This window comes from uncultured Duncaniella sp., assembly GCF_910578445.1.
Classification (GTDB): Bacteria; Bacteroidota; Bacteroidia; order Bacteroidales; family Muribaculaceae; genus Duncaniella.
In genome coordinates, this window is sequence record NZ_CAJTQC010000002.1 from 27,084 (window position 1) to 53,796 (window position 26,713).

The window sequence follows — 26,713 nt, forward strand, 5'->3', positions numbered from 1 at the left end:
TGTTTTTTGTCTCAAGCTGAGAGATTCCTTGGGTGGCTGATAGCCTGCCGTCAGAATTTAATGACCATTTCGGCGCATATCTTGTCACCGCCGCCGACAGGGACTGTGGCATCGTGGTGGTAGAAATATTTTTCGTAGTCAAGCCTGAGGTCGCAGTGGATGGCTTTGTAGTTATATGAAAGAGTTCCGCCTACGGTGATGCGGTTGCGGGCCGAATGGGTGGTCGAGAGGAGGCCGAGGTCGTTGCGCAGGCCGTTGCTGTGGGCTGTCATGCCATCGAAGCGTGCTTGGACTGAGGCGCGGTTGAATACGCCGGCATTAACCGGGAAGGCGTAGTCGGCAAAGAAGTTATAGCCGTGGGCTGCTTTGTGGGCGTTGTTGACGTAGTGTTTGTTGAGGTATTCGCCTTCAACGGTCCAGCGTCCGCAGGACCAAGTGGCGGATGCGGTCAGGGAATTAATGCGGACTGAATCCGGGATGAGGGTTTCAGCTCCGGCGGCTAATTTCACGTTGCCTACCGAATAAAGGGCTTTGCCTCCATAGGCCATTTTTTTGACCCAGATGTTCTGGTCGGTGATTGTCGTCGGGTTGAATGCTCCGGCTTCGACGAGCAGCGACGAGCTTTCGGGAAGGGCGAAGGTGTAGGAGAGTTTTGCGCCTACGCCACGGACGTTGTTCATCGTCCCGCCGATAAATGAGCGGTTGGCGAAGATGTAGTTGCCCGGACCACGGAAGCAGTCAGTGCCGAAGGGGATGCGGAACTGTCCGGCCTGAAATTTCAGTGCGGGAGTGATGGCTATGCGTCCCCAACCGTCGAGAAACAGGATTTTGCCTCTGTCGCAGAAATCGGCCTGAAAATAGTAGTCGATTTCAGGAGCGAGCATTCCGTTGACGCTCAGACGTGCGTTGCGGAGCTGGAAACGGTTTTCACCACCTTTTGTGTCCATTTCCCAGCGCGGGCGGATGACACCGTGGAGCTGTGGGGTGAGGTCGACATTCTGTTTGGTTTCCACGGCTGCCACAGGCATGGCGGTCAGGATTGAGAGCAGGAGTAGAGTGAGATTGCGAAACTTGAAACGTGACATGTTTTTTATCGGAATTGATGAGATGCAGATGGCGCGTGGAGGAGTAGGGCGGCAGGAGAAGAGGTGATGATACGTAGGGATGAGAGGAATGGCATTGGCGCGGTCTGATGGAATCAGATGGCCAATGCAATTTTGTTTTCAGCTGCAATGCGGCGCATGTTCATGATCGCATAGCGCATTCGCCCGAGGGCTGTGTTGATGCTGACGGATGTCGCTTCGGCTATTTCCTTGAACGACATGTTTCGGTAGAACCGCATCACGAGCACTTCGCGCTGGGCATCGGGGAGGGCCATGACTATGCGACGGAGATCTTCGTCAATCTGTGTGCTGACGAGGACATCCTCGATGTTCCCTTCGCAGAGGTCACGCCGGTTGAGTATGTTGGTTCCTTCTTCGTCGGCCGACACGGCATTTTCGATTTTTTCCTGACGGAAATAGTCGATTATTAGATTGTGGGCGATACGGGTTAGCCATCCGGAGAATTTTCCGTGCTCCATATATCTGCCCTGTTTGATAGTCATGATTGCCTTGACGAAAGTTTCCTGAAAAATGTCGTCGGCGACATCCTTGTTTTTCACAATGTGTAAGATATAGGAATATACTTTCTGCTGATGGCGCTGGAGAAGTACGTCGAATGCTTCATTATTGTTGTTGGCATAAGCGGCGACCAGATCCCGGTCAGTAAGCTTAGTCAGTTGTTCCATTTTATCGGTTTTGATTGGTTAGAGTAGCAGTGTGTCTATAGGCGGTTAAAATTTAGTTAAAAATATTAAAAATGAGAATTGTTGATACAATAAATCCGTGTATCCTACGCAAAAGTAGGTATTATTCGCAGTACTTACAATATAATTGACATTATTTAACCCCATAAAATCAGATTGCTATGCAATAATTCTGCGATGTTGGAGTAAGTGATGGCGGCAGGTCTGTTTGTGCAGACAAGAAATCCGGCTACTCTCACGAGTGGCCGGATTCGTAACCTATGATTCACTTATTAGTTAACGTAGGTTGTTTCTAACATAATGCAATAGTTTAGAATAAATACGTTACATGTGAATTTTAGGGTTTCGCAAATTGTTATGTATCCGATTTAATTGCTGAAACAAAGATAGGCCATTCTTTTGGAATGGCCTATCTTTGGGGATATGTTAAAAAGCATAATGAGCTTCTTTTAACATTAATTATGAATTTAGGGGTATGGCTTTATTTGCCGCCGGGGATGTTGATATCGCCACCTTTTGCAGCTTCATTGCGGGGAGCAAGTCCACGGAGACGCAGGAGGGCGTCGACTTTGGGCTCATGGCCGCGGAAGCGCTTGAACAATGTCATCGGGTCTTCGCTGCCGCCCATTTCAAGAATGTTTTCCTTGAATGACTTAGCGGTAGCCGGGTCGAAGACTCCCTTTTCGGTGAAGAGTTCGAAGCCATCGGTGTCGAGCACTTCGGCCCACAGATAGGTGTAGTAGCCGGAGGCATATCCGTCACCGCCGAAGATGTGTTTGAAGTAGGGCGAGCGGTAGCGGTAGGCAATCTGTGAAGGCATGTCGAGTTTGGCAGCGACCTGCTTTTCGAATTGGTCGATGTCGATGTTGTCGCTGTCGGAGGGGTTGAGCGCTCCCCATTCGAGGTCGAGAAGTGCGGCAGTCACACGTTCGGTCATTTCAAAGCCCTGATTGTGGGTAGAGGCGGCTTCGAGCTTCTTGATGAGTGATTCGGGGATGACTTTGCCGGTTTTGTAGTGGAAGGCGTATTCTTTCAGGAGTTCAGGTTCCAAGGCCCAGTGTTCGGTGATCTGAGAGGGGAGCTCGACGAAATCGCGGTCGACGTTTGTGCCTGCTTGACTGCGGAGCTTCGCTTTGGTGAGCATTCCGTGGAGTCCGTGGCCGAATTCGTGGAACATGGTCTGCACCTCGTCGATGGTAAGGAGGGCGGGAGTGTCGGCTGTCGGACGGGTGAAGTTGCCCACGTTGTAGACGATGGGGCGTGCGGAAGTACCGTCGGCATCTTCAAATGCGCCTCTGAATTCGCTCATCCATGCGCCCTGACGCTTTGAGGGGCGGGGGAAGTAGTCGGTCATGAACACGGCGACATGGTTGTTGTCCTTGTCCTTGACTTCGTAGACGTTGACTTCGGGATTGTATTTGGGCGCATCGGGAAGTTCGGTGAATGTCACTCCGTAGAGGCGTTCGGCAAGGGTGAAGATTCCTTTGCGCACGTTGTCGACAGAGAAATAAGCGCTGACCTCGTTCTCGTCGAGGGCATATTTCTTGCTACGTACCTTGTCGGCATAGTAATAGTAGTCCCATGGAGCAAGCTTGAATTTCTCGCCCGATTCATCGATGTAGGCCTGCATCTCTGCGACTTCTTCGGCCACTTTGTCCTTGGTCGGACTCCAGATCTGGAGCAGGAGGTTGCGAGCGGCTTCGGGAGTCTTGGCCATCACCTTGTCTGTCATATAGGACGCGAAATCGTCGAAGCCGAGAAGACCGGCCTTTTTTGAACGTGCTTTGACGATGTTGCCGATGACAGGGCGGTTGTCATAAGGAGCTTCGGAGGCAAGATTCATGTAGCCTTTATACATTTTTTCGCGTAGCGTGCGGCTGTCGGCATATTTAAGAACCGGCAGACGGCTTGGGGCATGGAGAGTGAAAACCCACTGGCCTTTTTTGCCGCGTTTCGCAGCTTCTTCGGCAGCGGTGCTGACGATTCCGGCGGGGATGCCTTTGAGTTCGGCAGGGTCGGTGACTGTAAGCTCGAACTTGTTGGTCGCTGCGAGGAGATTTTTATTGAATGAGAGGAAGAGCTGGGTCAGTTCGTTGTTCACAGTCTTGAGTTCTTCCTTCTTTTCGGCTGAAAGGAGAGCGCCGTTGCGGGTGAAGCTCTTATAGGAGAGTTCGACCGCACGTTTCTGCGGACCGTCGAGATTGAGTTTGTCGCGGTTGTCGTAGAGATACTTGACACGCTTGAACAGCTTGTCGTTCATCATGATTTCATCGGAAGCGGCCGAGACCATTGGATAGGCCTTCTCGGAGATAGCGAGCATGTGTTCGTTGTTGTCTGTCTCGTCGAGCGCACCGAACACAAGCATTACTTTTTCAAGCAGCGCGCCGCTTTTTTCCATCGCAAGGATGGTGTTGTCGAAAGTCGGAGTGGCCGGATTGTTGGCGATAGCCTCGATTTCGGCTTTTTTGTCGGCTATACCTTTCTCGATTGCAGGAAGGTAGTCGTCATAGGTGATTTTGTCGAAAGGCGGAATCCCGAATGGAGTCTCGTAGGGAACCATGAACGGATTCTGACGTGTCTGTGCATACATGTCGGTCGGGAAGCTAAGTGCCGCCGGAAGCATTACAGCTCCGAGCGCGGCGGTTAGAATTTTATTCATCGCAGGATTATTTAATGTGATAAATTGTTTTCGTGGTATATTGAATAAGTGTATGAAGGAGGCGGATCGGAGAATCGTGTTATTGTTTCTCCCTGTCGAAGACGAACGTTGCGAGAAGCGGGTTGTGGTCGCTCGACGAAATGTCGCCGCGTTCGATATCTACAGCTTTGAACGGTCCTCGGTAGAGAATCTGGTCTATGCGGAAGTAGAACTTATCGCCATGATATGTTATTGTCGGTCCGAAGGCAGCCTCGGCATATGCGTCGTGCATGTCTTTCCCTTTGATTGTGCGGACCGCATAGCAGTTTGGGATATCGTTGAAGTCGCCTGCAACTATAAACGGCCCTCCGATGGAATCGACGATGTTTCTTGCGGTACGGGCCTGTATGGTCCGTATCTTGAAAGCTTCCGAGAGTTTGGACAGGAGCTGTGATTTCACTTCCTTGAGTTCGCGTTTAAGCTCGGATTTGGTTGCCGGCAGGTCAAGGGCTTCCTTGTAGAGAGTCTTGTCCTCGGGTGTGAGCCCGATTGATTTAAGGTGGACGTTGATGAGGTGGATTTCATGCCCTTTTATGTTGAGCTTGAATCCAAGCATTGCCAATCTTGCTTCGCGTGGGGTATGAAGTTCGATTTGTTCAAACGGGTACTTGGAAAAAAGAGCGTATTTGAGGTCCAGATCGGTATATTGATACGGATAGAGGGTTTTGAGCGAATCGACCTGCGATTCTTTGATTTTCCAAGGGCCTTTAGTGTCGAGGACGTCGTATTCCTGTATGTTTACGACATCGGCATCTGTAGAAAGAATATAATCGAGGGTTTCATTTCTTTCCACTCCGGGATAGTCTTCTCCACGGAAGTCCCAGAAATGAAGCACGTTGTATGTCAGAAAAGTAAACGAGTCTTTTTGCTGCTGCTCGGTCAGTGACGGTTTCCAGAAGTGCAGGGGTGAGAAGACGAGTATGGAAGGGAGGGAAACTGCCCATCCGGCTGCAATTACAAGAATGAGGCGTTTGTCGAACAGAAGGTCTATGGCACTCAGGACGATGCCTGCAATAAGCAGGAGCGGGAGCACCATGGCTGCCATCGAGGCGATGACTCTTTCTTCCGGGTTGAATGTTCCGCCGTAAGCCGAAAATATCGTGAGCATTGCCACGGCCAAATTAAGGCCGACGCCCAATGCAAGAATGGTTGATCTTACCGGTTTATGTGGGGTGGGAAATTTCATTTTATTTTTCGGCTTACATCGAAGAGTCGCTGTCGTTCCTGAGGTGTTAGGGCTGAATAGCCTGATTTCTTTATTTTGTCGAGAATTGCGTCGAGCACTTCACGGTCGTTGTCGTCGCAAGTCGGGGTTTTGCCATAGGGTGGGGGAGTCGTGTCGGCTTGATATTGTCGCCGCCCGGAAGCCTGATTGGGTGCGGAGTTCTTGGCTTTTGAAGAGAAACTTCCCCAGACGGTGGAGGCGAACCTGTTCCATAGGTTTGCCATGCGGTCAAAGGCTCGGTTAAACGGGCCTGTTATGTCGTGGCCGCGTTTCAGCCTCAAGGCGTATATCGCTCCGGTCAGCACTCCGCCGATGTGGGCGATTTCACCTCCGGCATTGTTTCCTGTGACTCCGATGAGCACAAGGGCTATAGTCGCGATTGCAATCCATTTCAGGGATATAGAGCCGATGAACAGCAGGTGCATCCTGAAGTCGGGCATTAGTATGGCGGTCGCTGTGACAATTGCGATGACTGAGGCTGAAGAGCCGATAAGCATCGCGCTATGAAACGCGAAGACCGGCATGATGGCATAGCATACGAGAAAAAGAAACGCTCCTCCGAGACCTCCGAGTATGTAGAGGGCGAAAAGCTGGCGCTGGGTTGCCACCATCATGAACAGTGTCCCGAACCAGTAGAGCCATAGGAGATTGAAGAGTATGTGGAGGACGTCGTACTGCGCGAACATGTATGTAGCTATCGTCCACGGGCGTGTGACGAGTATCGCAGGGTCGCTTGGCAGCTGGATGTAGCTCATGATGATGTTTATGAAATCCGGGCTGCCTGCAAACATGCAGACTATCGCTGACACGCGCAGCAATATGAAAATGCCGATGTTGATCCATATGATTTTCATCAACATTGTTGAGCCGTCAAACGAGCGGCGCATCTGCTTCATCGTATCAGTAACCCCCATGGAAAGTTCCTTTCTTTTTCCAGTAGAGAATTATGAGGAGTCCGAAAATCATGCCACCGAGGTGTGCGAAATGTGCGATGCCGTCTGCCTTGCCTGCTGCTTCGCTCAGTCCGATGAGGACCTCGATTGCTCCCATGCCGATTACCATCCATTTGGCTTTTATCGGCACAGGGATAAAGAATAGGTAGAGAGGAGCATTGGGATATAGCATGCCGAATGCGAGCAATATGCCGTAGACTGCTCCTGACGCGCCGATGGTCACGAACATATTGAGGTTTTGGGCGATTGCCGCTTTGCCGTCGGGTGTCGACATGAGATGTCCGATGTACTCACGCGCCTCGGGAAAGTCAATTGCGTTGTATTTTGCAAGCAGGCTCACCATAGTGTCTTCCCATGTAAGAGCCCATACGAGTTCCTGAACAAGAGCCGCTCCGACGCCGCACGATACGTAATAGAACAGGAAGCGCGCGCTGCCGAGCGTGCGTTCAAGCGCCATGCCAAACATCCAAAGAGAAAACATATTGAAAAATATGTGTGCGAAACTCTGGGTGGAGTGCATGAACATGTATGTTATAAGCTGTGCAGGGTTGAAGTCGGATGCAAGAAAATAGTGGAGACCTCCGAAGTTTTCAAGACCTGTGCCGAGACGACCCGGCAATACGAACATCGCCAGCCAGACTATCAGGTTGATGATAATCAGATTTTTTGTGACCGGCGGTATCTGCGAAAAAAATGATGATCCGTTGTGCATAAGTGCAAATTTACGAAATCCGCATCGAAAAAACCTTGTGCGGACAATTAAAATTGATTCTCTCTTCACATATAACGGATAAAAGAGTAAAAAATGGGACGGCAATTGAGCGATTAAATAATTTTAACACAATATTCATGGCTAAAATTTTGCTATTAATGAAAAAGTCTCTACCTTTGCACCACGAAAATGACATCGCGGGGTGGAGCAGTGGTAGCTCGTTGGGCTCATAACCCAAAGGTCACAGGTTCGAGTCCTGTCCCCGCCACTAAGAACGACATTCGAATTAATCGGGTGTCGTTTATTTTTTACCCGGATGTTTTATCGGTCAGGCTTCTTGTGTGGAAGCTCAGCCCCGATGATGGCTGTGTGGATTTTTTTAATTGGGACGACATTGTCAGACTTGTCGATTAAGCGGCGGGCTCGACATGGATTTCCTGTCGCGAGTGTGAATGGAGGCAGGCTATGGGTGACGACACTGCCTGCGCCGATGACACAACCCTCGCCTATTGTGACCCCGGGCAGTACCACTACATTTGCGCCAAGCCAGACATTATTGCCGATTGTGACAGGGAGTGCGCGCATGACTCCGGCATTGCGCTGTTCGGGCAATAAGGCATGGTTGATTGTATAGATGCCACAGTTTGGCCCGATGAAAACATTGTCGCCGATTGTCACCTTCGCTTCGTCAAGTATGGTCAGATTGAAATTGGCCACAAAGTTCTTGCCGATGGTGATATGTTTCCCAAAATCGCAATGGAATGGAGAATGGATGGTGAAGGGTTCGTCGATTTTGCCGAATAGAGCTTTGATGATATGTGCCCGTTCGGTCTCGCGGCGAGGCGACAAAGAGTTGAGTTCAAAGCAAAGTTCTTCGGTGTCAAGCAGTAGCCGGCGGATTTCTTCGCCAAAACCATAAACCCACATTCCTGCCTGTAAATTGCCGATAGTCTCGTTGACATCCATAGAAATCAAGGATTAAAAAGCTTCTTCAGAATATTTTCTGCAAATATAGTCAGTATCTGATGAAAAAATACTGTGGCGGACCGACAAAAGATCCGGTGCGTTGCAAAAAAACGGTTGGAAATACATATTTTTGTAACGGTTAATTATCATTACGATTGTATTATGCTGACAGTACGCTTATCACAGATTTCAGATATCGAGGTCATAATGGACATTTATGACCATGCGAAAAATTTTATGGCCGTGTGTGGTAACCGGGGGCAATGGGGCAACGGCTATCCCCAACGAAAGCTGATTGAGTCGGATATCGAAAACGGATACAGTCATGTCGTAACCGGCTCCGGCGGGCGGATTGTCGGAGTGTTCAGTTTCATCATAGGCTCTGATCCGACATATGCTGAGATTGAAGGGGCGTGGCTTGACGATTCGGCCTATGGGACAATCCATCGTATAGCGTCGGCAGGTGTCGAAAAAGGCGTGGCTGACTGCTGTCTCGCCTATTGCCTGTCTAAAATCGGCAATATAAGGATTGATACTCATTCTGACAACGTCCCGATGAGGCGCTGGATTGCAAAATCGTCGTTCAATTTCTGTGGGATTATCCATACCGATAACGGTTCGCCCAGACTTGCATTTCAATTGAGAAAATAAGAGGGTATCGGGGGCTGCGTGGATGATTGCGGACTAAGGGAGATGTGTTAAAGGTTTGAAATTTAGTGAAAGGAGAGCTGTAATTTAAGATATTTTCATTAATTTTACAGCGTTTGTTTGCAATATGACTGACATTGATGTTTAATTGTCAGACGGTGCGAACTTTAGTCATGACCAATTGTTAAATTTATAAGCGTAAACATTTAGTGGCTACGCATGAATTAAAAATTTAACGTTTTAAACTATACAGCTATGAGTGCTCAACGAAATTCTTCCGGAACGCCTGCCGCAATGCGCAAAATCTTCGGGATTATAATGATTATTATTTATGTGGGAGTAGGTATCCTATTCTTCTGCGGATTCTTTGATATACTTTTCCCCAACTGGAGCTGGATGCGTTGGGTTGCCGGCGGTCTGTTTACAGTTTATGGCTTATGGCGTGCCTACAGGCAGTTCAAAGGCATAGAGCCCGGTTATGGCAACGACCACGATATGATTGAATAACGGTAATACATATTATATTATAATATAATGACAACAGCATTGAAAAGCATAGCCGCTGTCACAGCGTTCGTACTTCTTGCCCTTCTTAGCGGATGTGGCAAGAAGTCGTCGTCGATGCAGCCCGCTCCATTGGCCAAGGTTGCCTGTGACGAGTCGTTTGAAAACATCATGGAGCAGGAAATAAATGTCTATGAGTACATTTATCCAAAAGAGGATGTCGTGGCATATTATCTTCCTGAAAATGCCTGTATTGATTCCATTATGGCTATGGGTAGTGTGAAAGCTGCGGTTGTGACACGCCCTCTTACCGAAAAAGAGGTGAGCTATCTTCGCAGTAACAAGAAGCTTGTCCATCAGCAGCGCATCGCTGTCGATGCTCTTGCCATTATAGTGAATCCCCAGAATCCTGTCGAGATTCTGTCGCGCAAGGAAATTGCTGAAATACTTTCGGGCGATGTCACCCGCTGGGATCAGGTAGAACCATGCAAGCTTGGTGAAATCTCTGTGATTTTTGATCATCAGGGATCCTCGACGGTGAAATATATGCGTGATTCTATAATGAACGGCCGCCCGTTCGGCCCGAATGTCTCGGCTGTGAAGAAAAATCCAGAAGTGTTCAAGGCCGTCGCTGAGAACAAGAATGCCATGGGTGTGATCGGTGTCAGCTGGGTCTCAAGTGATATGAAAGGCCGCGAGCAATCTGTTGAAGAGCTTGCGAAGGCTGTCGAGAAGAGCGATACCACCATGCTTGATTTTAATCAGGATGTGAAGGTGCTTAAAATCCGTGGAAACGATGTGGTTCAGGCATATAAGCCCTATCAGGCCTATATTTTTGACGGAAGCTATCCTCTGTTCCGTTCGGTATATATGATTTCGACTGCTCCCGGTGGCACGACGACACACCGTTTCTATAGCTTTGTTACCGGTTTCCAAGGTCAGAAACTGATTCAGATGACAGGTATTTTACCGGCAACTTTGCGTCCGCGCATGGTATCGGTTGAATAAGTGCGACAAAAAAAATTATGCAGATTCTTGCATATTGGAAATAAAATGTCGTATTTTGCGTTAGATTATAATAGTAGGCTCTTGTAGAGCCCTTGTTTGTCGTGTCGTAGACCGGCTGTGTGTCGGTGGGACGCGGTCGACAGGACAGATAACAATGAATTGAAAAATAAAAAATAAAATAATAAACCATAGACATGAAATTCCGTACTATCTTTTCCTTTGTGCTTGGAGGCATGGCGATGACTGCTTTCGCACAGGGTGGCTATCAGGATGGCGTAGATTACTACAATGCCGAACGTTTTGACAAGGCAAAGACTATTCTTGAAAAGACACTAAACGATCCTTCAACCAAGAAGGCTGTGTCTTACTTCTATCTCGGTTCACTTGAGCTTGACAATAATAATGTTGCAGCTGCTTCCGAAAGTTTCAACAAGGGTGTGCAGGCTGATCCGGCATATGGCTACAACTATGTAGGTCTCGGACAAATTGCCCTTAAAAACGGAAACAAAAAAGAAGCCGAGACTTATTTCAAGCAGGCTCTTGAGGGTAACAAGAAAGATGCGTCGGTGATGGCAGCTATCGCACGCGCCTATTTCAACGTAGATCCCACTCTCTATGCCAAGGAGATTGAGAAGAATATCGCCAACGCCATGAAGGTGTCTAAAAACAAGGAAGCTCAGGTCTATGTGCTTCAGGGCGATATGGCAAAGGGTTCTGACATAGGTCAGGCCGCAGGTTTCTATGAGCAGGCCATGATTTATGATGAGCAGGCAGGAAACGTAAATCCCGAAGCATATGTGAAGTATGCAAACCTTTACAACAAGGTTAATCCGGACTTCGCTATCGGCAAGCTCGTTGAACTTAACGAAAAACTTCCGACTTCGGCTCTCGCTCAGAGTGAGCTTGCTGAAAAATATTATGACGGCAACCAGTTCACAAAAGCTGCCGAGCAGTATGGCAAATATATCAAGAACCCTAACCACTTCCAGGGTGACGAGCAGCGCTATTCAGGTCTCCTTTACTTCGGCAAGAAGTATCAGGAATCGCTTGATGTTGCCAATCAGGTGCTTGCAGCTGACCCCGAAAACGAGTATATGCAGCGCATGGTGATGCTCAACAAGGCCACTCTTAAGGACTTTGCCGGAGCTGAGGAAGCTGCAAAGAAACTTTTCTCTCATACAAATGCCAAGTTCACAGCGACCGACTACTCTACTTATGGTGATATTCTCGGAGAGCTTGGCCGTCCGCAGGATGCGATTGATGCCTACGTGAAGGCTTATGAAATGAATCCCGAGAAGAACAAGCAGATGCTTGCTGAAATCTCGTCGATGTACAACGATCTTGAAAATGACCAGAAAGCTGTGGAGTACATGCAGAAGTTTGTTGATGCAGGCGACGCCACTCTTAATGACTACTTCATCCTTTCAAACCGTTATAAGAACCTTGGTCTTTCTCTCCCTGAGGGTTCGCCCGAGCGTGCGGAAGCAGCAACCAACGGTATCAAGAACATTGACCTTGCCATCGAGGGTGCAGCCAACAAAGGCCCGCTTTACCGTAACAAGGCCACTCTTCTCATGATCCGCGACGGTGCTGAGAACACAACTCCGGAGCTCATTGAAACCTACAAGGCCATGATTGCCGCATATGACGAAGATCCCGCCAACAAGGAGAAATATGCCGATGCCTACAAGATGGCTTATACCCGCATGGGCTCTTACTACATGCAGCAGGGCGACAATGCACAGGCTCGCGAATACTTCCAGAAAGTACTCGAGATGGATCCTGAGAATGCTCCCGTCAAGGAAGTTATGAAGAAGCTCTGATTCGATCGGATTTTTAGTTAATTTTGATATCTATAATGGCCTCGCGCCCGTCCCCCCCCCACCGGAGGGGCGCGCGCGAGGTGCTTTTTTTAGAGGCGGCTTAAAAAAATACCGGTTATTTTTTTGACTGTGGATTTTTATAGGGCATAGCATAAACCCTTGTCTGAAAGCCGACGTTATAAAATAACAAACATTTATGAGAGTCACCCATGAATAATAAAGATAACCTTTTGCAGATTTACGCTTCAAGTTTCCGGCAAAACTGGGATCTTCCGGCGCTAACCGAATTTGGCAGCGGTCAGACCATGACATATGCCGATATGTCGCGTCGTATCGCGGCACTCCACATGCTGTTCAAGGAATGTGGAGTGAAACGTGGCGACAAGATTGCTCTGATGGGGCGTAATTCCTTCTCGTGGGTGGTTGTCTATATGGCTACTCTGACTTATGGTGCGGTAGTGGTTCCGGTGCTTCATGATTTTAATGTTCAGGACGCACAGCATATCATCAATCATTCCGACAGTGTGATGCTTTTCATAAATGAAAGCATATTTGACAACATGGAGTTTGAGAAGATTCCTCTGGTCAAGGCTGTCATGTCGCTTGACCGCCGTGAGGTGCTGGCCGAACACCCTGTCAATAACCGTGCTGTTGAAAAATTCCTTTCACGTCTTCCCGAAAAGATGCGTCGCAGATATCCTCACGGGTTTACCACAGCCGATATTGATTATCCCGATATTGACGAGAGCGAGTTGGCCGAGATAAATTACACCTCCGGGACTACGGGTTTCTCAAAAGGTGTGATGCTTACTCTCGGTAATCTTGGCGGAAATGTCAGGTTTGGTGTCAATTCGCGATTGCATTTCCGTGGCTCGCGGGCTTTATCCTTCTTGCCATTGGCCCATGCCTACGGTTGCGCTTTCGATATGCTTGTCCCGTTGGCTGTAGGCACTCATGTCACGATTCTCGGCAAACTTCCCACTCCTAAGCTGCTCCTTAAGGCATTTGCTGAAGTGAAGCCTAACCTTGTCATCTGTGTCCCGCTGATATTGGAAAAAATCTACCGCAACAAGTTGCGTCCGGTCATCGAAAAGCCGGCAGTGCGCAATGCACTCAAGCTTCCGGGGCTCAAGACACTTGTCTTCCGTAAAATCCGCAATCAGCTTGTCGAGGCTTTCGGCGGAGAGTTCGCTGAGGTGATTGTCGGTGGCGCTCCGCTCAATCGCGAGGTAGAGGAATTCCTTCACCGCATCAAGTTTCCGTTTACTGTCGGCTATGGCATGACCGAGTGCGGACCGCTCATCAGCTACACTCCGTGGCGGCAGTTCATACCGTCGTCTTCCGGCAGGACGCTTCCGTCGATGGAATGTAAGATTGCCGATAGTGCCGACCCCGAACGCATTCCGGGTGAGATTTGTGTCAGGGGAGAGAATGTCATGCGTGGATATTTTAAGAATCCCGAAGCAACCGAAGCGGTCATTGATGCCGAAGGCTGGCTTCATACAGGGGATATGGGCACGCTTTCCGATGACAGAACCATATTCATCCGTGGGCGCTACAAGACAATGATTCTCGGCGCGAACGGGCAGAATATCTATCCCGAGGAGATTGAAGCCAAGCTTAATAATATGCCATACGTATGCGAAAGCCTCGTCGTCGAACGTGGCAAGCATCTTATAGCGCTCGTATATCCCGATTATGAGGCGATGGACCGCGATAAGATACAAAACGAAAAGCTTCCGGAACTCATGGAGCAGGTGCGCGCGGATCTCAACAAGCTTGTCGCTCCCTATGAGCGGATCGACCGCATCCAGTTGATTGCAAACGAATTTGAAAAGACTCCGAAGCGTTCGATCAAACGCTACCTCTATAATGCTTAACCTGATTCATGATATGCCGTTCAGGGCTGATGGACTTATAAGTTAAGTAAAGTCGGTAAATCATGAATCAGGCCTGAATTAAGCATTCAGTAAAACTATGAATTGAAGAAAATGGAATATCAGCTGCAAATAAAAGTTCGTGACTATGAAGTGGATTCTCAGGGAATAGTCAACAACGCCAACTATCTGCACTACCTTGAAATCACGCGACATGATTTCTGCGAGCATGCCGGAACATCGTTTCGTGAGATGCAGGAAAAAGGACTTGATCCGGTGGTGCGAAAAATCGAGATTGAATATCTCTCCTCGCTCACCCTTGGAGAGACTATGGTTTCGCGCCTGTCGATGAGGCGCGAAGGGGCTCGATTCATTTTTGTTCAGGACATCTACAATGAAGCCACCGGTGCTCACGTTGTCCATGCCCTTGTCACGGTTGTATGTCTTGAAAACGGTAGGCTGTCACGTGGCGACATACTCGCCGAAGCATTCCGCGACTATCTATGACCGACGATTCTCTGACATATCGCATCGCTTTCTCCTCATTACGTTCGCTAACGCCGCCTCTTGCCGCGACCATTCTTGAGCGAGTCGGGTCTGAGGAAAATTTCTTTGCGTTTACCGAATCGCAACTCTCGGCCGTAATGGGGTTTTCCAACAGGCTTTTCTCTTCCTCCGTGCGTGGCGAGGCGCTGGATAAGGCTCGTAGTGAAGTCGAATTTATATGCTCAAACTCGATTTCGGCCATATATTTCCAATCCGACCAATATCCCAAACGGCTTTTGGAGTGTGACGACGCTCCTCTGATGCTCTACGGACTTGGCGATTGTGACCTCAATCATTCACGGTTCATATCCATCGTGGGGACTCGCCATGCCACCGCCTATGGAGTAGATTTTGTCGAGCGGTTTGTCAGTGACATTGCGTCGTTTTTCCCGGAAAAGCCTGTGATTGTCAGCGGACTTGCCTACGGCATAGATATAGCGGCCCATAAGGCGGCTCTTCGTTATGGGCTTCCGACCGTTGCGGTGCTTGCCCACGGTCTGAACACCCTTTATCCTTCTCAGCATAGGTCGGTCGCAGTCGAGATGGTCAGGAATCAGGGAATGTTGCTGACCGATTACCGCTCATCAACGCCTGTCCATAAAGGTAATTTTCTTGCGCGTAACCGTATTGTGGCCGGTCTCTCGGATGCCCTTGTGGTTGTTGAATCAGCAAGCAAGGGAGGAGCGCTTGTCACCGCCCGTCTTGCCTCGGGATATAATCGGGACGTGTTCGCGCTTCCGGGACGTATTTCCGACAGATATTCTGCCGGCTGCAACAGCCTGATTGCAAACCACATGGCCGCCCTTGTCACATCGGCTTCCGATTTTTGCAGCCAGATGAGATGGCCTGTGGCCGGGACAGATGATGCAGTCCCGAGTCTGTTTCCAGAGCTGACACCTGAGGAAGAAGCCGTCATTGCAGTGCTTACTTCGCGTGGGGAGGCCACGCTTCCTGAGCTGAGCAGCCGTATCGACATGCCTGTCGCCCGGCTGATGTCCATGCTTATCGACATGGAATTCCGTGCACTGATTATCAGCATTCCCGGCGGACGCTATCGTCTCCGTTAAGTGTCCTCTCTCATAAACATTAAGAATTATTCCGGCGTTTTTTACCTATATAATAGTTTATACTAATCATCTTAACAGTTAACCTATCATGGAAAATAAAATCATAGCTCCGTCTGAACTTATCATCAATCCTGACGGATCGGTGTTTCATCTTCATCTCCTTCCCGAGCAATTGACTGACCGCGTTATTCTTGTCGGAGATCCGGCGCGTGTCAACATGGTGGCTTCCTTCTTCGACACTACTGATTTCGAGGTGTCGTCGCGTGAGTTCCACACAATCGGTGGTACTTACAATGGCAAACCTATCATGTGTCTGTCTCATGGCATAGGTCCTGACAACATAGACATTGTCATCAATGAGCTTGATGCCCTTGCCAATGTTGATTTCAAGACACGTGAAGTAAAGAAGGATAAACGTCGCCTGACTCTTGTGCGCATAGGCACATCGGGAGCGCTTCAGCCTGAACTCACAATCGGCACGCCGGTAATTGCCGAGAAAGCTATCGGTTTTGACGGTGTGCTCAACTATTATGCAGGCAGAGACCTTGTGGCAGATCTCGATTTCGAACACGCTTTCTGCGATGCCGTCGGCTGGAATCCTCTTTGGGCCAAGCCCTATGTGGTGAATGCCGACGAAGAGCTTGTCAACCGGATCGGAGGTGACGACATGGTGCGTGGCAACACTATTTCGGCCGTGGGATTCTACGGTCCTCAGGGACGTGAATTGCGTCTGCCGCTTGCCAATCCAGACCTCAACCGCAGGATAGAGGAATTCCGTTTCAATGGACGTAAAATCACTAACTATGAGATGGAATCAGCACCCCTTCAGGGACTTGGCCGTCTGATGGGACATAGAGCCATGACGGTTTGCTCTATCATTGCAAACCGCATGAACAATAATGCCAATCCCAATTATAAAAATGCGGTTAAGGACCTTGTTGCCACAGTTCTTGAACGTATATGATACCTGATCACTCATATCCAAATTCAGAATTCTAAAAAATGCTCTGTTCTTCCGGCGATCTTGAGGCGAAAGTGATTGAAATCGGTTTTCTGCCTTTTTTCAGAAATTCAGTCAAGGGTTTTTCCATTCAGGAAATGGTTGATCCGGGGCTGTGGTTTTCTGAAGAAGAAGGTCCGTGGGAATGGAAAGGTCCGGTGATTCGCAATATGAATTGCGCCTACGGTAAATTGTTCAATGGCAAGGCCGGGTATGTCAGTCTTGAATGGCTACCCGACTTTGCCAACTACCGTCGGGCTTTGCGGCCTTCAGCCTCTGTAGGGTCTGACGTTGCGTCCGGTGTCTCCGAAAAGATGATTCTCGACGCTATACGCGCTCATGAATCACTTCTGTCAAAAGAGTTGAAAGACCTCTGCGGGCTGACCGTAAAGCGTCATCGTAAATCGTTTGACCTCATTGATGTGATTGAACCGGCGACGGTAGGTAAAACCAATCGTCGTCGCGGAGGTCTTGAGCCGGCGCTTACCCGCCTTCAGATGTTGACGCGGATTGTAATCGCCGATTTCGAATACTCAATTTCACGTTCCGGTGAATCCTACGGATGGGGTATTGCGCGCTATACGACTCCCGAGGCGCTCTACGGTGATGATTTTCTTTCGTCCTGTGAAGACCGGACACCGGAAGAATCCTACAGCCGCATTATGACACATCTCCGGTCGGTGTTTCCGGCTGTTGACATTCAGCGTCTCCGAAAGCTTATTGACTGATGCGATGGACCATTGACATGGTCTTAGGTATCTTGTCCCAACTGAACGACCTGACAAGATCATTTAGCGAGCATGGTGAATATGATGGTGTCAGATTGGCCAGAGCTGCGATATGGCCGATTACTTCATCGGGGGAATAGCGCAGGCGCAGAGCTTCCATGCTTAGGCTCTGGTCGCGTTTCGACAGGCGTCGCATATCCTCGTTGCATATTAGAGGCAGATGTACGTAGGACGGAGCTTTAAATCCCAGTAGATTGTAGAGATAGAGCTGTTGAGCGGTTGATAGCAGCAGGTCAGAGCCTCTGGTAACTTCTGTTACACCCATAAGGGCATCATCGACCACCACTGCCAGCTGGTAGGCCCATGCTCCGTCGGCGCGTTGCAGCACAAAGTCTCCGCAATCCGTCGCGAGATTGCTGGTCTGTTTGCCGAAAATTCCATCATTGAATTCTATGTCCTTGTCAGGGACGAAAAGTCTGGTCGCATGTCGCTGTGTGGGCGCTGTAAGTGAGCCGGAAAGAGGAAAATCCTTCGGGCGGCATGTCCCCTTGTAAATGATACGTCCGTCGGACTGATGCGGAGCTTGGGTTGCCATTATGTCGGCGCGTGTGCAGAAACAGGGATATGTAAGGCCGGTCGATTTAAGGCGTGAGAGATATTGATTGTAGATTTCGCCTCTGAGACTCTGACGGTATGGACCGTGCGGGCCGATGTCATCGACTCCTCCTTCATCCCATGTCAGACCAAGCCATAGCAGGTCATCTTCGAGCTGTCGGGCATACTCATATTTCGAACGTTGTGGGTCGAGGTCTTCGATGCGTAATATCCATCGTCCGCCTCTTGAGCGGACGGATAGCCATGATAATACGGCGGTAAATATGTTGCCGAGGTGCATGCGCCCTGTCGGTGACGGAGCGAAGCGTCCCACCGGCACTGTCTGATTGTCTGTGTTGGTCGAAGTGTCCATTACCGGCTGTGATTCTTGATATTCTGTGGCAAAGGTAAGGAATAATGCAAAAATCTTTATGAAAAAAATTTCATCTCCATGCAAGATTTGTGAAAATGTGGATTTATAGAGATAGAATGACCTCTGTACAGGATATATTCACCACATAAAATCAATCAAAAGAATAATCAATAGAAACCATGAATCAGTTTGTGAAAAAGGCTGTCCGCTTTTTACCCCTCGTTGCGCTTACAGCCATGTCTGTCTCTTTACAGTCGTGTCTTGATGATGACAACGACAACAGTTCTCTCTATCGTCCGACTGCGGTCGTGACCGTATGCCCTTTAGAGGATGGAACATTCAGTATGGTGCTTAATGATGAAACATCGCTTGTCGCAACCAACATGACTGCTTCTCCTTTTGGGGATAAAGAGGTTAGGGCTTTGGTAAATTACACGGAAGATCCGTCCTATTCTGGAACCAACGGGGTTCAGATCAACTGGATTGACAGCATCCGTACGAAAGAACCGGTCATCATACATATCGATGAAGATGGCCTGACGTATGGTTCTGATCCGATTGAAATTGTAAAGGACTGGGTGACTGTTGCCGAAGACGGTTATCTGACCCTCAGAATCCGCACCTTGTGGGACGGAAGCGGCAAACCTCACTTTATAAACCTTCTTTCGGGCATTGATCCTGAGAATCCCTATGAACTCGAACTTCGCCACGATGCTAAGGGTGACATTAACGGTCAGTATGGCGACGCTCTTATCGCATTTAACCTTAACAATCTCCCTCATTCCGACCGTGGCCCTGTAAAAATCAAGCTCCACTGGAATTCATTCAGCGGGAAGAAATCGCTTGAATTTGACCTTACAATGCGCAATGAGACTCATGGTGAAGCTCCGTCGGGTCTCGTGTCGGCAGCATTGTTGAAATAGGATGACAGTCAGTTTCTGACACTAAATATGCTTCTTACTTCGTTAAGGATACATGAGAAACTTCAGATAATAGCGATTGAAAACAGTTGACAGCGAACAGGAATTGCTACGTCTCGTCAACGCCGGCGAGCCTGCGGCTTTGAGAATGGTATATTCTCGATATATCAGAATTCTCACAGCCGTATGCTCCCGTTATCTTCTTGAAGAAGAGGATGTGAAAGATGTGCTGCAGGAGAGTTTCATCAAAATATTTGCTTCGATTGGAGATTTCTGTTTTCGTGGAGAGGGTTCGCTGAAGGCATGGATGATAAAGGTGGTTGTAAACGAATCGCTTAAATTTATACGGAAAAGCACCCGGATTGATTTCACGGAAGTGACCGACCAACATGCCGACATGCCTGATGAAGAGCCTGAAGTAGATACAATCCCCACCGAGGTCATATATGGATTCATCCGTCAGCTTCCCGATGGTTACCGAATGATATTCAATCTGTATGTGGTTGAGGGTAGAAGCCATAAAGAGATAGCCGGACTGCTCGGTATCAAGGAAAGCACATCGGCTTCACAGTTACACAGGGCCAAAGCTATCTTGGCGGAAAAAATAAGGAGTTATCAGAAAGAATGTCAATTAATCCGGAATTAACTATGAAAGACCTTTGGCAGAAAAAAATACAGGATAAAATGGCCGATTTCGAAGTCGAAGAACCCGAAGGGCTCTGGGACTTAATCGAACAGCGCCATAAGTCAATGTCGGAATCCCCGGAGGCAGCTGAGACCGGGAGCAGGCCTGCAATTGTTGTCTTCGGCGCTCGATTGCGCGCTTTGGCTGCTGTTTTGGCACTACTTTTAGGCTGTGCAGGGCTTTGGCTGATCTTGGGTGGTCATGAAGCGGAGATTGCAAATTCGCCTGCTTACTATACCGATTCCGAGCCTGTGGTTATGGAATCTGTAGATGTCCAATTGGCTGAACAGCTTGCAAAAATATCTGACAAGGTGATTGCCTGTTCCCATGTCGATGTCAGGACTACTGAAAAACATGTAGATGTCTCGGCTGTTGATGTTGATGCGGAGCAGACGGTTTTCCCGGATTCTGTCAACGTAGAGAAGAAAGAAGCCCCGGATCTTCCAACGGAAGCGAATAAGAGCGACAGACCTGTCAGACGGGAAGCAGAGACCTATAATTATGATAGACCTATCGTTACTAAAAGGACTTCACGGTTGACTTTCGGGCTTTATGCTTCAGGCGGAAATTCGTCATCGATTGGCAGGACTTCTTCGCCGCAGCCTGTTTCAGAACCGGGAGTCGGAATTGACCAATACATGTGGGCGGACGATCCTATGCTTGGCATAATCCTGCTTAATCGTGGCAACGAACTTAAGACATCAATCAAACATCGGCAGCCGGTGCGCTTCGGACTTTCGTTGCGATATGATTTCAATGACAGATTGGGCATCGAGAGCGGTCTGACCTACACAAAACTTGATTCCGACATGAGAGAGGGGAGTGATAAGCATTATTTCGTAGGAAATCAGTCGCTCCATTATGTCGGAATTCCTGTCAATCTGAAATACCGTCTGTTCACATGGAAATTTATCGATCTCTATGCTTCGGCGGGAGGAATGGTCGAGAAGTGTGTTTCGGCATCGCAGACAAGAAACTATGTGATTGAAAATGTCGTGAAATCAAGTGAGACAGACGATTTGAAAGTCAAGCCTCTGCAATGGTCGGTTAATGCGTCGGCAGGTGTGCAGTTCCGCCTTACAAAATTTATGGGTGTTTATGCCGAGCCGGGTATCGCTTATTATTTTGATGACGGTTCTGATGTCAGGACCATCTATAAGGAAAAACCTGTGAATTTTAATCTGAATCTGGGTCTGAGGTTTGAACTTTAATTCAGTTTTTGTCAGGCTCTTTTTCGCCCTCGCAGTAAAATCCAGATTACTACTGGCGCACCGATAATCGGAGTGACCGCATTGACCGGAAGTATGGAATTGACCGGAAGCACGCAGAGCAGGTTGCAGCATAGAGTGACCCCTCCTCCCACGAGAATTGTCGCCGGCATTAGTGTGCGGTGGTCATCTGTCCTGAAGATAAGGCGGGCGATATGAGGGACAGCCAGTCCGATGAATGATACCGGCCCGCAGAAAGCCGTGATTGCAGCTGTCAGGATTCCGGTGGCGAGAAGCAGCACGTTGCGGACTCTGCCTATGTTGACACCGAGGTTGCGAGCATAGCCGTCGCCGAGGAGAATAAGATTGAGAGGCTTCACCAGAAGCAGTGCTATGACAAGGCCTGCGGTCGTAAGCCCCACGAAGAGTGGCAGCTGTGACAGGGAGACTCCGTTGAATGTGCTCATTCCCCACATGACATAACTTTGAACCCCTTCGGCAGTCGAGACATAATTCAGAAGCATGATTGCCGACGAGACAAGATAGCCGATCATGATGCCGGTTATCAGGAGCATCAGGTCGTTTTTCAGCACGGTTGACAGCGATAGCAGTATTGCCATAATCAGCAGGCTTCCGAAAAAAGCGCCCGTGATTACGGCTGCATATCCCCCGATGGAGACAGTTCCGGCCGAGATTGTACCGCCGAGCAGGAGCATGACCAAGGCCACTCCAAGACTTGCGCCCGAGCTTATTCCAAGAATCGAAGGGCCTGCCAGCGGATTGCGGAATGCGGTCTGGAGCAAAAGGCCGGAGACCGCAAGTCCCGCTCCTGCCAGCAGTGCGGTGACTGCCATCGGCAACCTGCTCCCGAGTACGATGAATTCAGCCGTTCCTCCGTCACTGCGGCCCATAAGTATGCCGGAAACTTCGCTGGCCGACAGATTGACCGAACCGATGTAGAGGTTCATGACAAACAGGATGAGGACAGTGACGGTTGTTATGATAAATTTCATAGCGGATTGGTGTAGACGGGTGATTTTGATGCCGGCAGTCAGCATATATCTGAAACCTTTTAAGGTTTCAATGGAGTGAAATATCTGTTTTTGTATTCCGGATCGGAGATTTCCGGATGGATGATGCTTATTAAATCCTTCAGCAGCCAGTGTGGATGAAAGGGTGTTTGTTCGTAGTAGTTGATTTTTTCGGTGTTACACCCATAGACTCTTCCGTCTTTCAGTGGTTTGAATTGTCCGTAGATGGGGCTGTCGGATGCAAGCTCGCTTAAAGTTTTGTCTGTGGCTTGTCCGTAGCGAAGAATCCATATATCGGCGTTGCCGGCTTCGTGTAGAACCTGTTCGCCGGATACTCCGATGCTTCCGGCTTTTCCTGCGCCGTCAAAAGGATTGCTGCCTCCTGCATCTTTAATGTATCGTCCCATAGTTGAATTGGCTGACGGCACATACCAGCTGTTGCCGTAGAGACGGTCTATCATGACTTTCGGACGGTAGCTCACGGTGTCGGTAAGCGCGATGAGCCGTTTGTATTCCTGTTCGATATTTTCGAACATTTCGGCAGCCTGTGTTTCTGTTCCGAAAAGTATGCCGTAGAACTTCATCCATTCCGTGCGTCCGAGTGGAGAACTTTCCATGTAGTCGGCACATTCGATGATGGGTATTCCCATCTGGCCTATTTTGCCGTAGTTGCCTGAATTTTCAAAGGGGGAGAGGAGAATGGCATCAGGGTTGAGCTGTATGATGCGTTCGAGGTTTGGTGTGTAGCTGTTGCCGCAGTCGGCCACCTTGCCGTCGGCTATCCGTTTGAGCAGTTCGGGATTGTGGATATATTGGGTGTCACACACTCCACCGATGGCTTCGCGTGCGCCGAGCTCGCCGACGAGCGACTGGTGGACTGTCGAATAGATGAGTGCATTTTTGAGCGGCACTCTGATTACTGTCCCTTCCGGAATCCCATTGAGCGTATTGATGCTGTCGGGAACAAGAAGATAGGTATGGAGTGTTTTCGTAGTGTCCCACGGATTGCGGACGGTTGCCTTGACAAAACCGTCATACCGTTCGAGTGTGAGATTCCGGGCATAGTCGAGATGGAGCGTGTCGGAATCCCCGGAAATGGAATTAAGGCTATTGCCCCTTTTGCACGAGTGCATGAGGGGCAATAGCAGGACAGCTATAAGAGATAGAAAAATTGAATGTCTCATTATATGATTTTCAGAATACGAAGCATCCGGCTCCGATACCTACGTTATACTGGTCGACAAAACTGCCTGATGCGGTGTATTCATTGACGATACAGGGCTCTTTGTAACCAAAGGGTATGGAGTAGCTTGCAACGAAGATGTTGTTTGTGGCAGGGTTGACACCTATTGCGGTCGGAGTGATGAGCTTGTCAAGTTTAAGCTCGGTTTTCTTTCCGCTTGCGATGTCATACGCCCAGTAGGTAGGAGTGGCATACGGATCGTTGATGGTGTAGAGTGTATTCCCGTTGATTGCCATCAATGCTGCTTCGAAGAGCGGTTCAACGCTGTTGTCAGATTTGATGCGTTTGAGCGTAGGGTTCACGTCCTTGTAGTTGCCGGTGCAGATGACAAATACCTCGCGTCCGTTTGTGACGAGTTTGTTGGTGTTGATGCCTGCATCGATTTTTGCTTCCTCTGTGAAGGTCGGGATATTGATTTTCGATACATAGCCGTCAACACAGTTGTTAGAGGTGTTATATCCGTCGGAAACGGCTACATAAAGATAATTGCCTGCGATTCCGAGTTCTTCCGGACATGGGCCGAGTTTGAGTGTCTTGTCGATAGACAGCGAAAGGGTGTCGATACGTGCCACATAGCCGTCAAACATTGTGACGTAGACATAGCCGTCTTTTGCGGTGAGGCTGCGCGGAGAGCTTCCTTCGCCGGTAGGCTTGATTGTCTGGATTGATTTCATGGTGACGGGATTGACCACTTCGATGATGTCTGACTGGGTTACGGCTACGTAGAGCTTGCTGCCGTGGATAATTGCACCCTGAGGAGTGTCGCCGAGGACACGTCCGTTTGCTTCGCGGAATACATTATTGGTCACCGTGCCTGTTGCCATGTCGATTGACGAGAGGCTGCCGGGGATATTGCCCGACATATTGCCGTTGTTGAGCACGAGTACGGTCTTTCCGGCATAAAATCCGGGTACGTCATCGGGGCGAGCGTCATTATCGTCATCATCGCTGCAAGCTGTGAAAGAGAGTGCGCAGAGTGCAAGAGCAAAATATTTGCTTAGTTTCATAATTGTGATTGGAATAAAAGTGATTACGGTTTGAATTATAGTGTTGGATATCCTTTTACAGTGTGAATTTAAGAGAGACACGCCAAGAGCGTCCCGGCATTGGATAGCGCGCCACGACCACATACTGGCGGTCAAGAAGGTTCATGAGGTCTCCGCGCAGTTCAAAGTCGTGCCCCTTGAATCCGAATACACGGTAGGCTGTAAGCCCCACGTCGGCATAGCCTCCGAGACGGGTGTCGGGATTGTTGTTGTTTGTAGCGTAGCGTCCGCTGACGGCGGTCGTGTGGACCGACAGATTGACCCACGGATTCTCATAGCTGACTGTTACGTTGCCTGAATGACGCGGGATGTAGGCAATCTGTTTCTTGTACTCTGTGACCTGTGAAGGGGTGCGAGGTTCAGCCCGCTGATAGCTGTAATTTCCGGTGAGAAGTATCTGTTGCCGGCGTCCGACGTTAAATGTCGCGGTTTCGGTGAGGTCGACTCCTATCATGCGGGCCTTGTCGAGATTGACAACGGTCCAGACGAACATATTGTAGGGTATGGCGACGATTTTGTCCTTGACTTGGTTGACATACGCGTCGGCGGTGATTTCAAGGTCAGGAAGCCATGAGAGCGATGGTAGGCGATAGGTCACACCGACGTTGAACTGGTTGGCTGTCTCTGGCTTTACTTCCGGATTGCCGTAGTGATAAAAGTAGGTTTCGTTGAAGGTCGGCATGCGGAAGATGTTCTTATAGGACAGGCGCACGAAGAACATCTCATCAGCGAACGGCTGCACCGAGACGCTTGCCGAGGGTGAGAGGCGGCTGTAATCGTGTGCCCCTTCGCCGATTTTCGCGCTGTTGTCGTAGATTGAGCCGAGAATGCGGGCCGATGCGGTCAGACGGCGGCTTCGGTAGCGCGCGGTGAGCGATTGCAGGATGCTGTTACGGCGCGGATAGGTCTCGGTGGTCAGGTTGCTGTTAAGATTGTTGAAGAAATAGTCGGCAGAATAGTCCAACGCCCATTTTTCGTTCGGAAGGAAGAGCACACAGGCACTTGCGTAGGCTTCGCGCTGCCAGTAGTTCTGGTTAAGCTCGCCACCGGGATATTTGCCGTTCTCGTCGTGATAGAGCGATGAGGCCCAGTTGAATTTTCCGTGAAGCTGGAGCGACCATTTTGAGTTGAAGGCATTGCGGTATTGTAGCTGCCCGAAGAAGTTGCGGTCGCGCAGTGTCTCATGGTTTTCGTTGCTGTAGTAGATTGCCGGCCCGGGTATCTGGCGGTCGTTGTCATAGTAATAGAGTTTTGCGCTGAGGTTCGACCGGCTGTCAGGAGTCCAGATGGCGTTGAGTTCGCCATGACCGCTGTTCATGCGTGAATTGTTTCGGCGCTCGGTAGTGGTGTACTGACCGTTTTTGAGGCGGAAAGGATAGTCGTTTTCAGCGTAAGTATAGTCACCGATAAGATTCATCGAGAACTTTTCGGTGAAAGATTTGCCTATGCGGACGTAGGGATTGACATAACCGAAAGAACCGTATTTCACCTGCGCCGTGAGGTCGAGTGGCTTATCGGGGTCGGGGCGACGGAAACTTGAGATGCTGAACGAGGCCGCCGAGGCTGCTACACGCGCCGGCATGAAGATGTCGTCGTTGTCGCCTATGACCATTGAGAGGGATTCCACGTTGTCGAGCGAGTAGCGTGCCACGTCTACTTCGCCACTCTGACAGTCGCTCAGGACGATGCCGTCGTAGACAACTGCCGTGTGCTGTGAGCCGAGACCGCGTACCGAAACTGTTTTCAGCCCTCCGAGTCCTCCGTAGTCGCGTAGGTTCACTCCGGGCAAGCGGTGGATTGCATCGGAGATGTCTGTCACACCGAGCCGGTTGAACTCTTTTTCATTGAGGTTGAACACCGGTGCGGAGCTTTTGATTGATTTTTTGGTGTGGGTCTGAACGACCTCCACTGTGTCAAGCTCTATCGTTGACGGTGTCTGGGCACGACAAATCTGCGGGACGAGAGCCAGAACCGGCACTGCCACGCAGGATAAACAGCGTATGTAGCGTAGAATGAAATTATTTGTGATCATGTCTTCTCGTCCTCGAAAG

The 26,713-nt window shown here is 49.3% G+C and carries 24 protein-coding genes and 1 tRNA gene; 13 read left to right on the forward strand and 12 right to left on the reverse strand.

Going from position 1 to position 26,713, the window contains the following annotated elements:
- Positions 1-50: 50 nt before the first annotated feature.
- The 6 genes from QZ311_RS01390 to QZ311_RS01415 form a co-directional block, all read right to left on the reverse strand.
- The gene (locus tag QZ311_RS01390) at positions 51-1,085 is read right to left on the reverse strand and encodes a hypothetical protein (RefSeq protein WP_297063098.1); all 1,035 of its coding nucleotides are present in this window, start codon (positions 1,083-1,085) and stop codon (positions 51-53) included.
- A gap of 113 nt (positions 1,086-1,198) precedes the next feature.
- Positions 1,199-1,789, reverse strand: coding sequence for a sigma-70 family RNA polymerase sigma factor (locus QZ311_RS01395; RefSeq protein ID WP_297063099.1), 591 nt, complete (start codon positions 1,787-1,789; stop codon positions 1,199-1,201).
- Between the two features lie 499 nt (positions 1,790-2,288).
- Entirely contained in the window at positions 2,289-4,466 is a 2,178-nt protein-coding gene (locus tag QZ311_RS01400; protein ID WP_297063101.1) for a M3 family metallopeptidase, read from the reverse strand.
- A 79-nt stretch (positions 4,467-4,545) separates the two neighbouring features.
- The gene (locus tag QZ311_RS01405; RefSeq protein ID WP_297063104.1) at positions 4,546-5,691 is read right to left on the reverse strand and encodes an endonuclease/exonuclease/phosphatase family protein; all 1,146 of its coding nucleotides are present in this window, start codon (positions 5,689-5,691) and stop codon (positions 4,546-4,548) included.
- Positions 5,688-6,644 (reverse strand): rhomboid family intramembrane serine protease, encoded by a 957-nt coding sequence (locus QZ311_RS01410; RefSeq protein ID WP_297063105.1) that lies wholly within the window; start codon positions 6,642-6,644, stop codon positions 5,688-5,690. The genes QZ311_RS01405 and QZ311_RS01410 overlap by 4 nt, the downstream gene beginning before the upstream one ends.
- Positions 6,631-7,395: a rhomboid family intramembrane serine protease gene (locus QZ311_RS01415; RefSeq protein ID WP_297063107.1), complete on the reverse strand. Its 765-nt coding sequence runs from the start codon at positions 7,393-7,395 to the stop codon at positions 6,631-6,633. The genes QZ311_RS01410 and QZ311_RS01415 overlap by 14 nt, the downstream gene beginning before the upstream one ends.
- Before the next feature lie 196 nt (positions 7,396-7,591).
- Between QZ311_RS01415 and QZ311_RS01420 the strand changes: the two genes are divergently transcribed.
- A tRNA-Met gene (locus QZ311_RS01420) sits at positions 7,592-7,663 on the forward strand.
- 53 nt (positions 7,664-7,716) lie between these two features.
- On the opposite strand, the gene QZ311_RS01425 is transcribed toward QZ311_RS01420, so the two are convergent.
- Positions 7,717-8,361, reverse strand: coding sequence for a sugar O-acetyltransferase (locus QZ311_RS01425; protein ID WP_297063109.1), 645 nt, complete (start codon positions 8,359-8,361; stop codon positions 7,717-7,719).
- Between the two features lie 162 nt (positions 8,362-8,523).
- Here QZ311_RS01425 and QZ311_RS01430 point away from each other — a divergent pair, with 162 nt between their 5' ends.
- The 9 genes from QZ311_RS01430 (at position 8,524) to QZ311_RS01470 (ending at position 17,562) form a co-directional block, all read left to right on the forward strand.
- Positions 8,524-9,012: a GNAT family N-acetyltransferase gene (locus QZ311_RS01430; RefSeq protein WP_297063110.1), complete on the forward strand. Its 489-nt coding sequence runs from the start codon at positions 8,524-8,526 to the stop codon at positions 9,010-9,012.
- Between the two features lie 252 nt (positions 9,013-9,264).
- A complete protein-coding gene (locus tag QZ311_RS01435; protein ID WP_297063112.1) occupies positions 9,265-9,516 on the forward strand; it encodes a hypothetical protein in 252 nt (83 codons plus the stop codon).
- Positions 9,517-9,543: 27 nt separating this feature from the next.
- Positions 9,544-10,521 (forward strand): substrate-binding domain-containing protein, encoded by a 978-nt coding sequence (locus QZ311_RS01440; RefSeq protein WP_297063114.1) that lies wholly within the window; start codon positions 9,544-9,546, stop codon positions 10,519-10,521.
- Between the two features lie 194 nt (positions 10,522-10,715).
- Complete coding sequence (locus QZ311_RS01445) at positions 10,716-12,344, forward strand: tetratricopeptide repeat protein (RefSeq protein ID WP_297063116.1); 1,629 nt, start codon at positions 10,716-10,718, stop codon at positions 12,342-12,344.
- Between the two features lie 209 nt (positions 12,345-12,553).
- Positions 12,554-14,224 (forward strand): AMP-binding protein, encoded by a 1,671-nt coding sequence (locus tag QZ311_RS01450; RefSeq protein ID WP_297063118.1) that lies wholly within the window; start codon positions 12,554-12,556, stop codon positions 14,222-14,224.
- A 111-nt stretch (positions 14,225-14,335) separates the two neighbouring features.
- Positions 14,336-14,728 (forward strand): thioesterase family protein, encoded by a 393-nt coding sequence (locus QZ311_RS01455; protein ID WP_297063120.1) that lies wholly within the window; start codon positions 14,336-14,338, stop codon positions 14,726-14,728.
- Positions 14,725-15,834 carry a DNA-processing protein DprA gene (gene dprA / locus QZ311_RS01460; protein WP_297063122.1) on the forward strand — a complete coding sequence of 370 codons (1,110 nt, stop codon included), beginning with the start codon at positions 14,725-14,727 and terminating at the stop codon, positions 15,832-15,834. The genes QZ311_RS01455 and dprA overlap by 4 nt, the downstream gene beginning before the upstream one ends.
- Before the next feature lie 88 nt (positions 15,835-15,922).
- Entirely contained in the window at positions 15,923-16,798 is an 876-nt protein-coding gene (locus tag QZ311_RS01465; protein ID WP_297063124.1) for a nucleoside phosphorylase, read from the forward strand.
- Between the two features lie 38 nt (positions 16,799-16,836).
- Positions 16,837-17,562 (forward strand): hypothetical protein, encoded by a 726-nt coding sequence (locus QZ311_RS01470; protein ID WP_297063126.1) that lies wholly within the window; start codon positions 16,837-16,839, stop codon positions 17,560-17,562.
- Here QZ311_RS01470 and gluQRS read toward each other — a convergent pair.
- Entirely contained in the window at positions 17,552-18,529 is a 978-nt protein-coding gene (gluQRS, locus tag QZ311_RS01475; RefSeq protein WP_297063128.1) for a tRNA glutamyl-Q(34) synthetase GluQRS, read from the reverse strand. The two genes, QZ311_RS01470 and gluQRS, sit on opposite strands and share 11 nt — an antisense overlap.
- 179 nt (positions 18,530-18,708) lie before the next feature.
- On the opposite strand from gluQRS, the gene QZ311_RS01480 reads away from it, so the two are divergent.
- The 3 genes from QZ311_RS01480 to QZ311_RS01490 all read left to right on the forward strand — a co-directional run bounded on the left by QZ311_RS01480 (position 18,709) and on the right by QZ311_RS01490 (position 21,345).
- Positions 18,709-19,452: a NigD-like protein gene (locus tag QZ311_RS01480; RefSeq protein ID WP_297063131.1), complete on the forward strand. Its 744-nt coding sequence runs from the start codon at positions 18,709-18,711 to the stop codon at positions 19,450-19,452.
- A 76-nt stretch (positions 19,453-19,528) separates the two neighbouring features.
- The gene (locus tag QZ311_RS01485; protein WP_297063133.1) at positions 19,529-20,095 is read left to right on the forward strand and encodes a sigma-70 family RNA polymerase sigma factor; all 567 of its coding nucleotides are present in this window, start codon (positions 19,529-19,531) and stop codon (positions 20,093-20,095) included.
- Positions 20,096-20,097: 2 nt separating this feature from the next.
- A complete protein-coding gene (locus QZ311_RS01490; protein WP_297063135.1) occupies positions 20,098-21,345 on the forward strand; it encodes a porin family protein in 1,248 nt (415 codons plus the stop codon).
- Positions 21,346-21,356: 11 nt separating this feature from the next.
- On the opposite strand, the gene QZ311_RS01495 is transcribed toward QZ311_RS01490, so the two are convergent.
- The 4 genes from QZ311_RS01495 to QZ311_RS01510 are packed head-to-tail and all read right to left on the reverse strand — an operon-like array spanning position 21,357 to position 26,694.
- Positions 21,357-22,355, reverse strand: a complete 999-nt coding sequence (locus QZ311_RS01495; protein WP_297063137.1) for an iron ABC transporter permease — start codon at positions 22,353-22,355, stop codon at positions 21,357-21,359.
- A gap of 59 nt (positions 22,356-22,414) precedes the next feature.
- Complete coding sequence (locus tag QZ311_RS01500; RefSeq protein ID WP_297063139.1) at positions 22,415-23,557, reverse strand: ABC transporter substrate-binding protein; 1,143 nt, start codon at positions 23,555-23,557, stop codon at positions 22,415-22,417.
- A 10-nt stretch (positions 23,558-23,567) separates the two neighbouring features.
- A complete protein-coding gene (locus tag QZ311_RS01505; RefSeq protein WP_297063141.1) occupies positions 23,568-24,623 on the reverse strand; it encodes a hypothetical protein in 1,056 nt (351 codons plus the stop codon).
- A 55-nt stretch (positions 24,624-24,678) separates the two neighbouring features.
- Entirely contained in the window at positions 24,679-26,694 is a 2,016-nt protein-coding gene (locus tag QZ311_RS01510; RefSeq protein WP_297063143.1) for a TonB-dependent receptor, read from the reverse strand.
- Positions 26,695-26,713 lie beyond the last annotated feature (19 nt).

Coding starts and splice junctions, on each gene's coding strand:
- QZ311_RS01390 (WP_297063098.1), bottom strand. CDS start 1,085: ATGTCACGTTTCAAGTTTCGCAATCTCACTCTACTCCTGCTCTCAATC.
- QZ311_RS01395 (WP_297063099.1), bottom strand. CDS start 1,789: ATGGAACAACTGACTAAGCTTACTGACCGGGATCTGGTCGCCGCTTAT.
- QZ311_RS01400 (WP_297063101.1), bottom strand. CDS start 4,466: ATGAATAAAATTCTAACCGCCGCGCTCGGAGCTGTAATGCTTCCGGCG.
- QZ311_RS01405 (WP_297063104.1), bottom strand. CDS start 5,691: ATGAAATTTCCCACCCCACATAAACCGGTAAGATCAACCATTCTTGCA.
- QZ311_RS01410 (WP_297063105.1), bottom strand. CDS start 6,644: ATGGGGGTTACTGATACGATGAAGCAGATGCGCCGCTCGTTTGACGGC.
- QZ311_RS01415 (WP_297063107.1), bottom strand. CDS start 7,395: ATGCACAACGGATCATCATTTTTTTCGCAGATACCGCCGGTCACAAAA.
- QZ311_RS01425 (WP_297063109.1), bottom strand. CDS start 8,361: ATGGATGTCAACGAGACTATCGGCAATTTACAGGCAGGAATGTGGGTT.
- QZ311_RS01430 (WP_297063110.1), top strand. CDS start 8,524: ATGCTGACAGTACGCTTATCACAGATTTCAGATATCGAGGTCATAATG.
- QZ311_RS01435 (WP_297063112.1), top strand. CDS start 9,265: ATGAGTGCTCAACGAAATTCTTCCGGAACGCCTGCCGCAATGCGCAAA.
- QZ311_RS01440 (WP_297063114.1), top strand. CDS start 9,544: ATGACAACAGCATTGAAAAGCATAGCCGCTGTCACAGCGTTCGTACTT.
- QZ311_RS01445 (WP_297063116.1), top strand. CDS start 10,716: ATGAAATTCCGTACTATCTTTTCCTTTGTGCTTGGAGGCATGGCGATG.
- QZ311_RS01450 (WP_297063118.1), top strand. CDS start 12,554: ATGAATAATAAAGATAACCTTTTGCAGATTTACGCTTCAAGTTTCCGG.
- QZ311_RS01455 (WP_297063120.1), top strand. CDS start 14,336: ATGGAATATCAGCTGCAAATAAAAGTTCGTGACTATGAAGTGGATTCT.
- dprA (WP_297063122.1), top strand. CDS start 14,725: ATGACCGACGATTCTCTGACATATCGCATCGCTTTCTCCTCATTACGT.
- QZ311_RS01465 (WP_297063124.1), top strand. CDS start 15,923: ATGGAAAATAAAATCATAGCTCCGTCTGAACTTATCATCAATCCTGAC.
- QZ311_RS01470 (WP_297063126.1), top strand. CDS start 16,837: ATGCTCTGTTCTTCCGGCGATCTTGAGGCGAAAGTGATTGAAATCGGT.
- gluQRS (WP_297063128.1), bottom strand. CDS start 18,529: ATGGACACTTCGACCAACACAGACAATCAGACAGTGCCGGTGGGACGC.
- QZ311_RS01480 (WP_297063131.1), top strand. CDS start 18,709: ATGAATCAGTTTGTGAAAAAGGCTGTCCGCTTTTTACCCCTCGTTGCG.
- QZ311_RS01490 (WP_297063135.1), top strand. CDS start 20,098: ATGAAAGACCTTTGGCAGAAAAAAATACAGGATAAAATGGCCGATTTC.
- QZ311_RS01495 (WP_297063137.1), bottom strand. CDS start 22,355: ATGAAATTTATCATAACAACCGTCACTGTCCTCATCCTGTTTGTCATG.
- QZ311_RS01500 (WP_297063139.1), bottom strand. CDS start 23,557: ATGAGACATTCAATTTTTCTATCTCTTATAGCTGTCCTGCTATTGCCC.
- QZ311_RS01505 (WP_297063141.1), bottom strand. CDS start 24,623: ATGAAACTAAGCAAATATTTTGCTCTTGCACTCTGCGCACTCTCTTTC.
- QZ311_RS01510 (WP_297063143.1), bottom strand. CDS start 26,694: ATGATCACAAATAATTTCATTCTACGCTACATACGCTGTTTATCCTGC.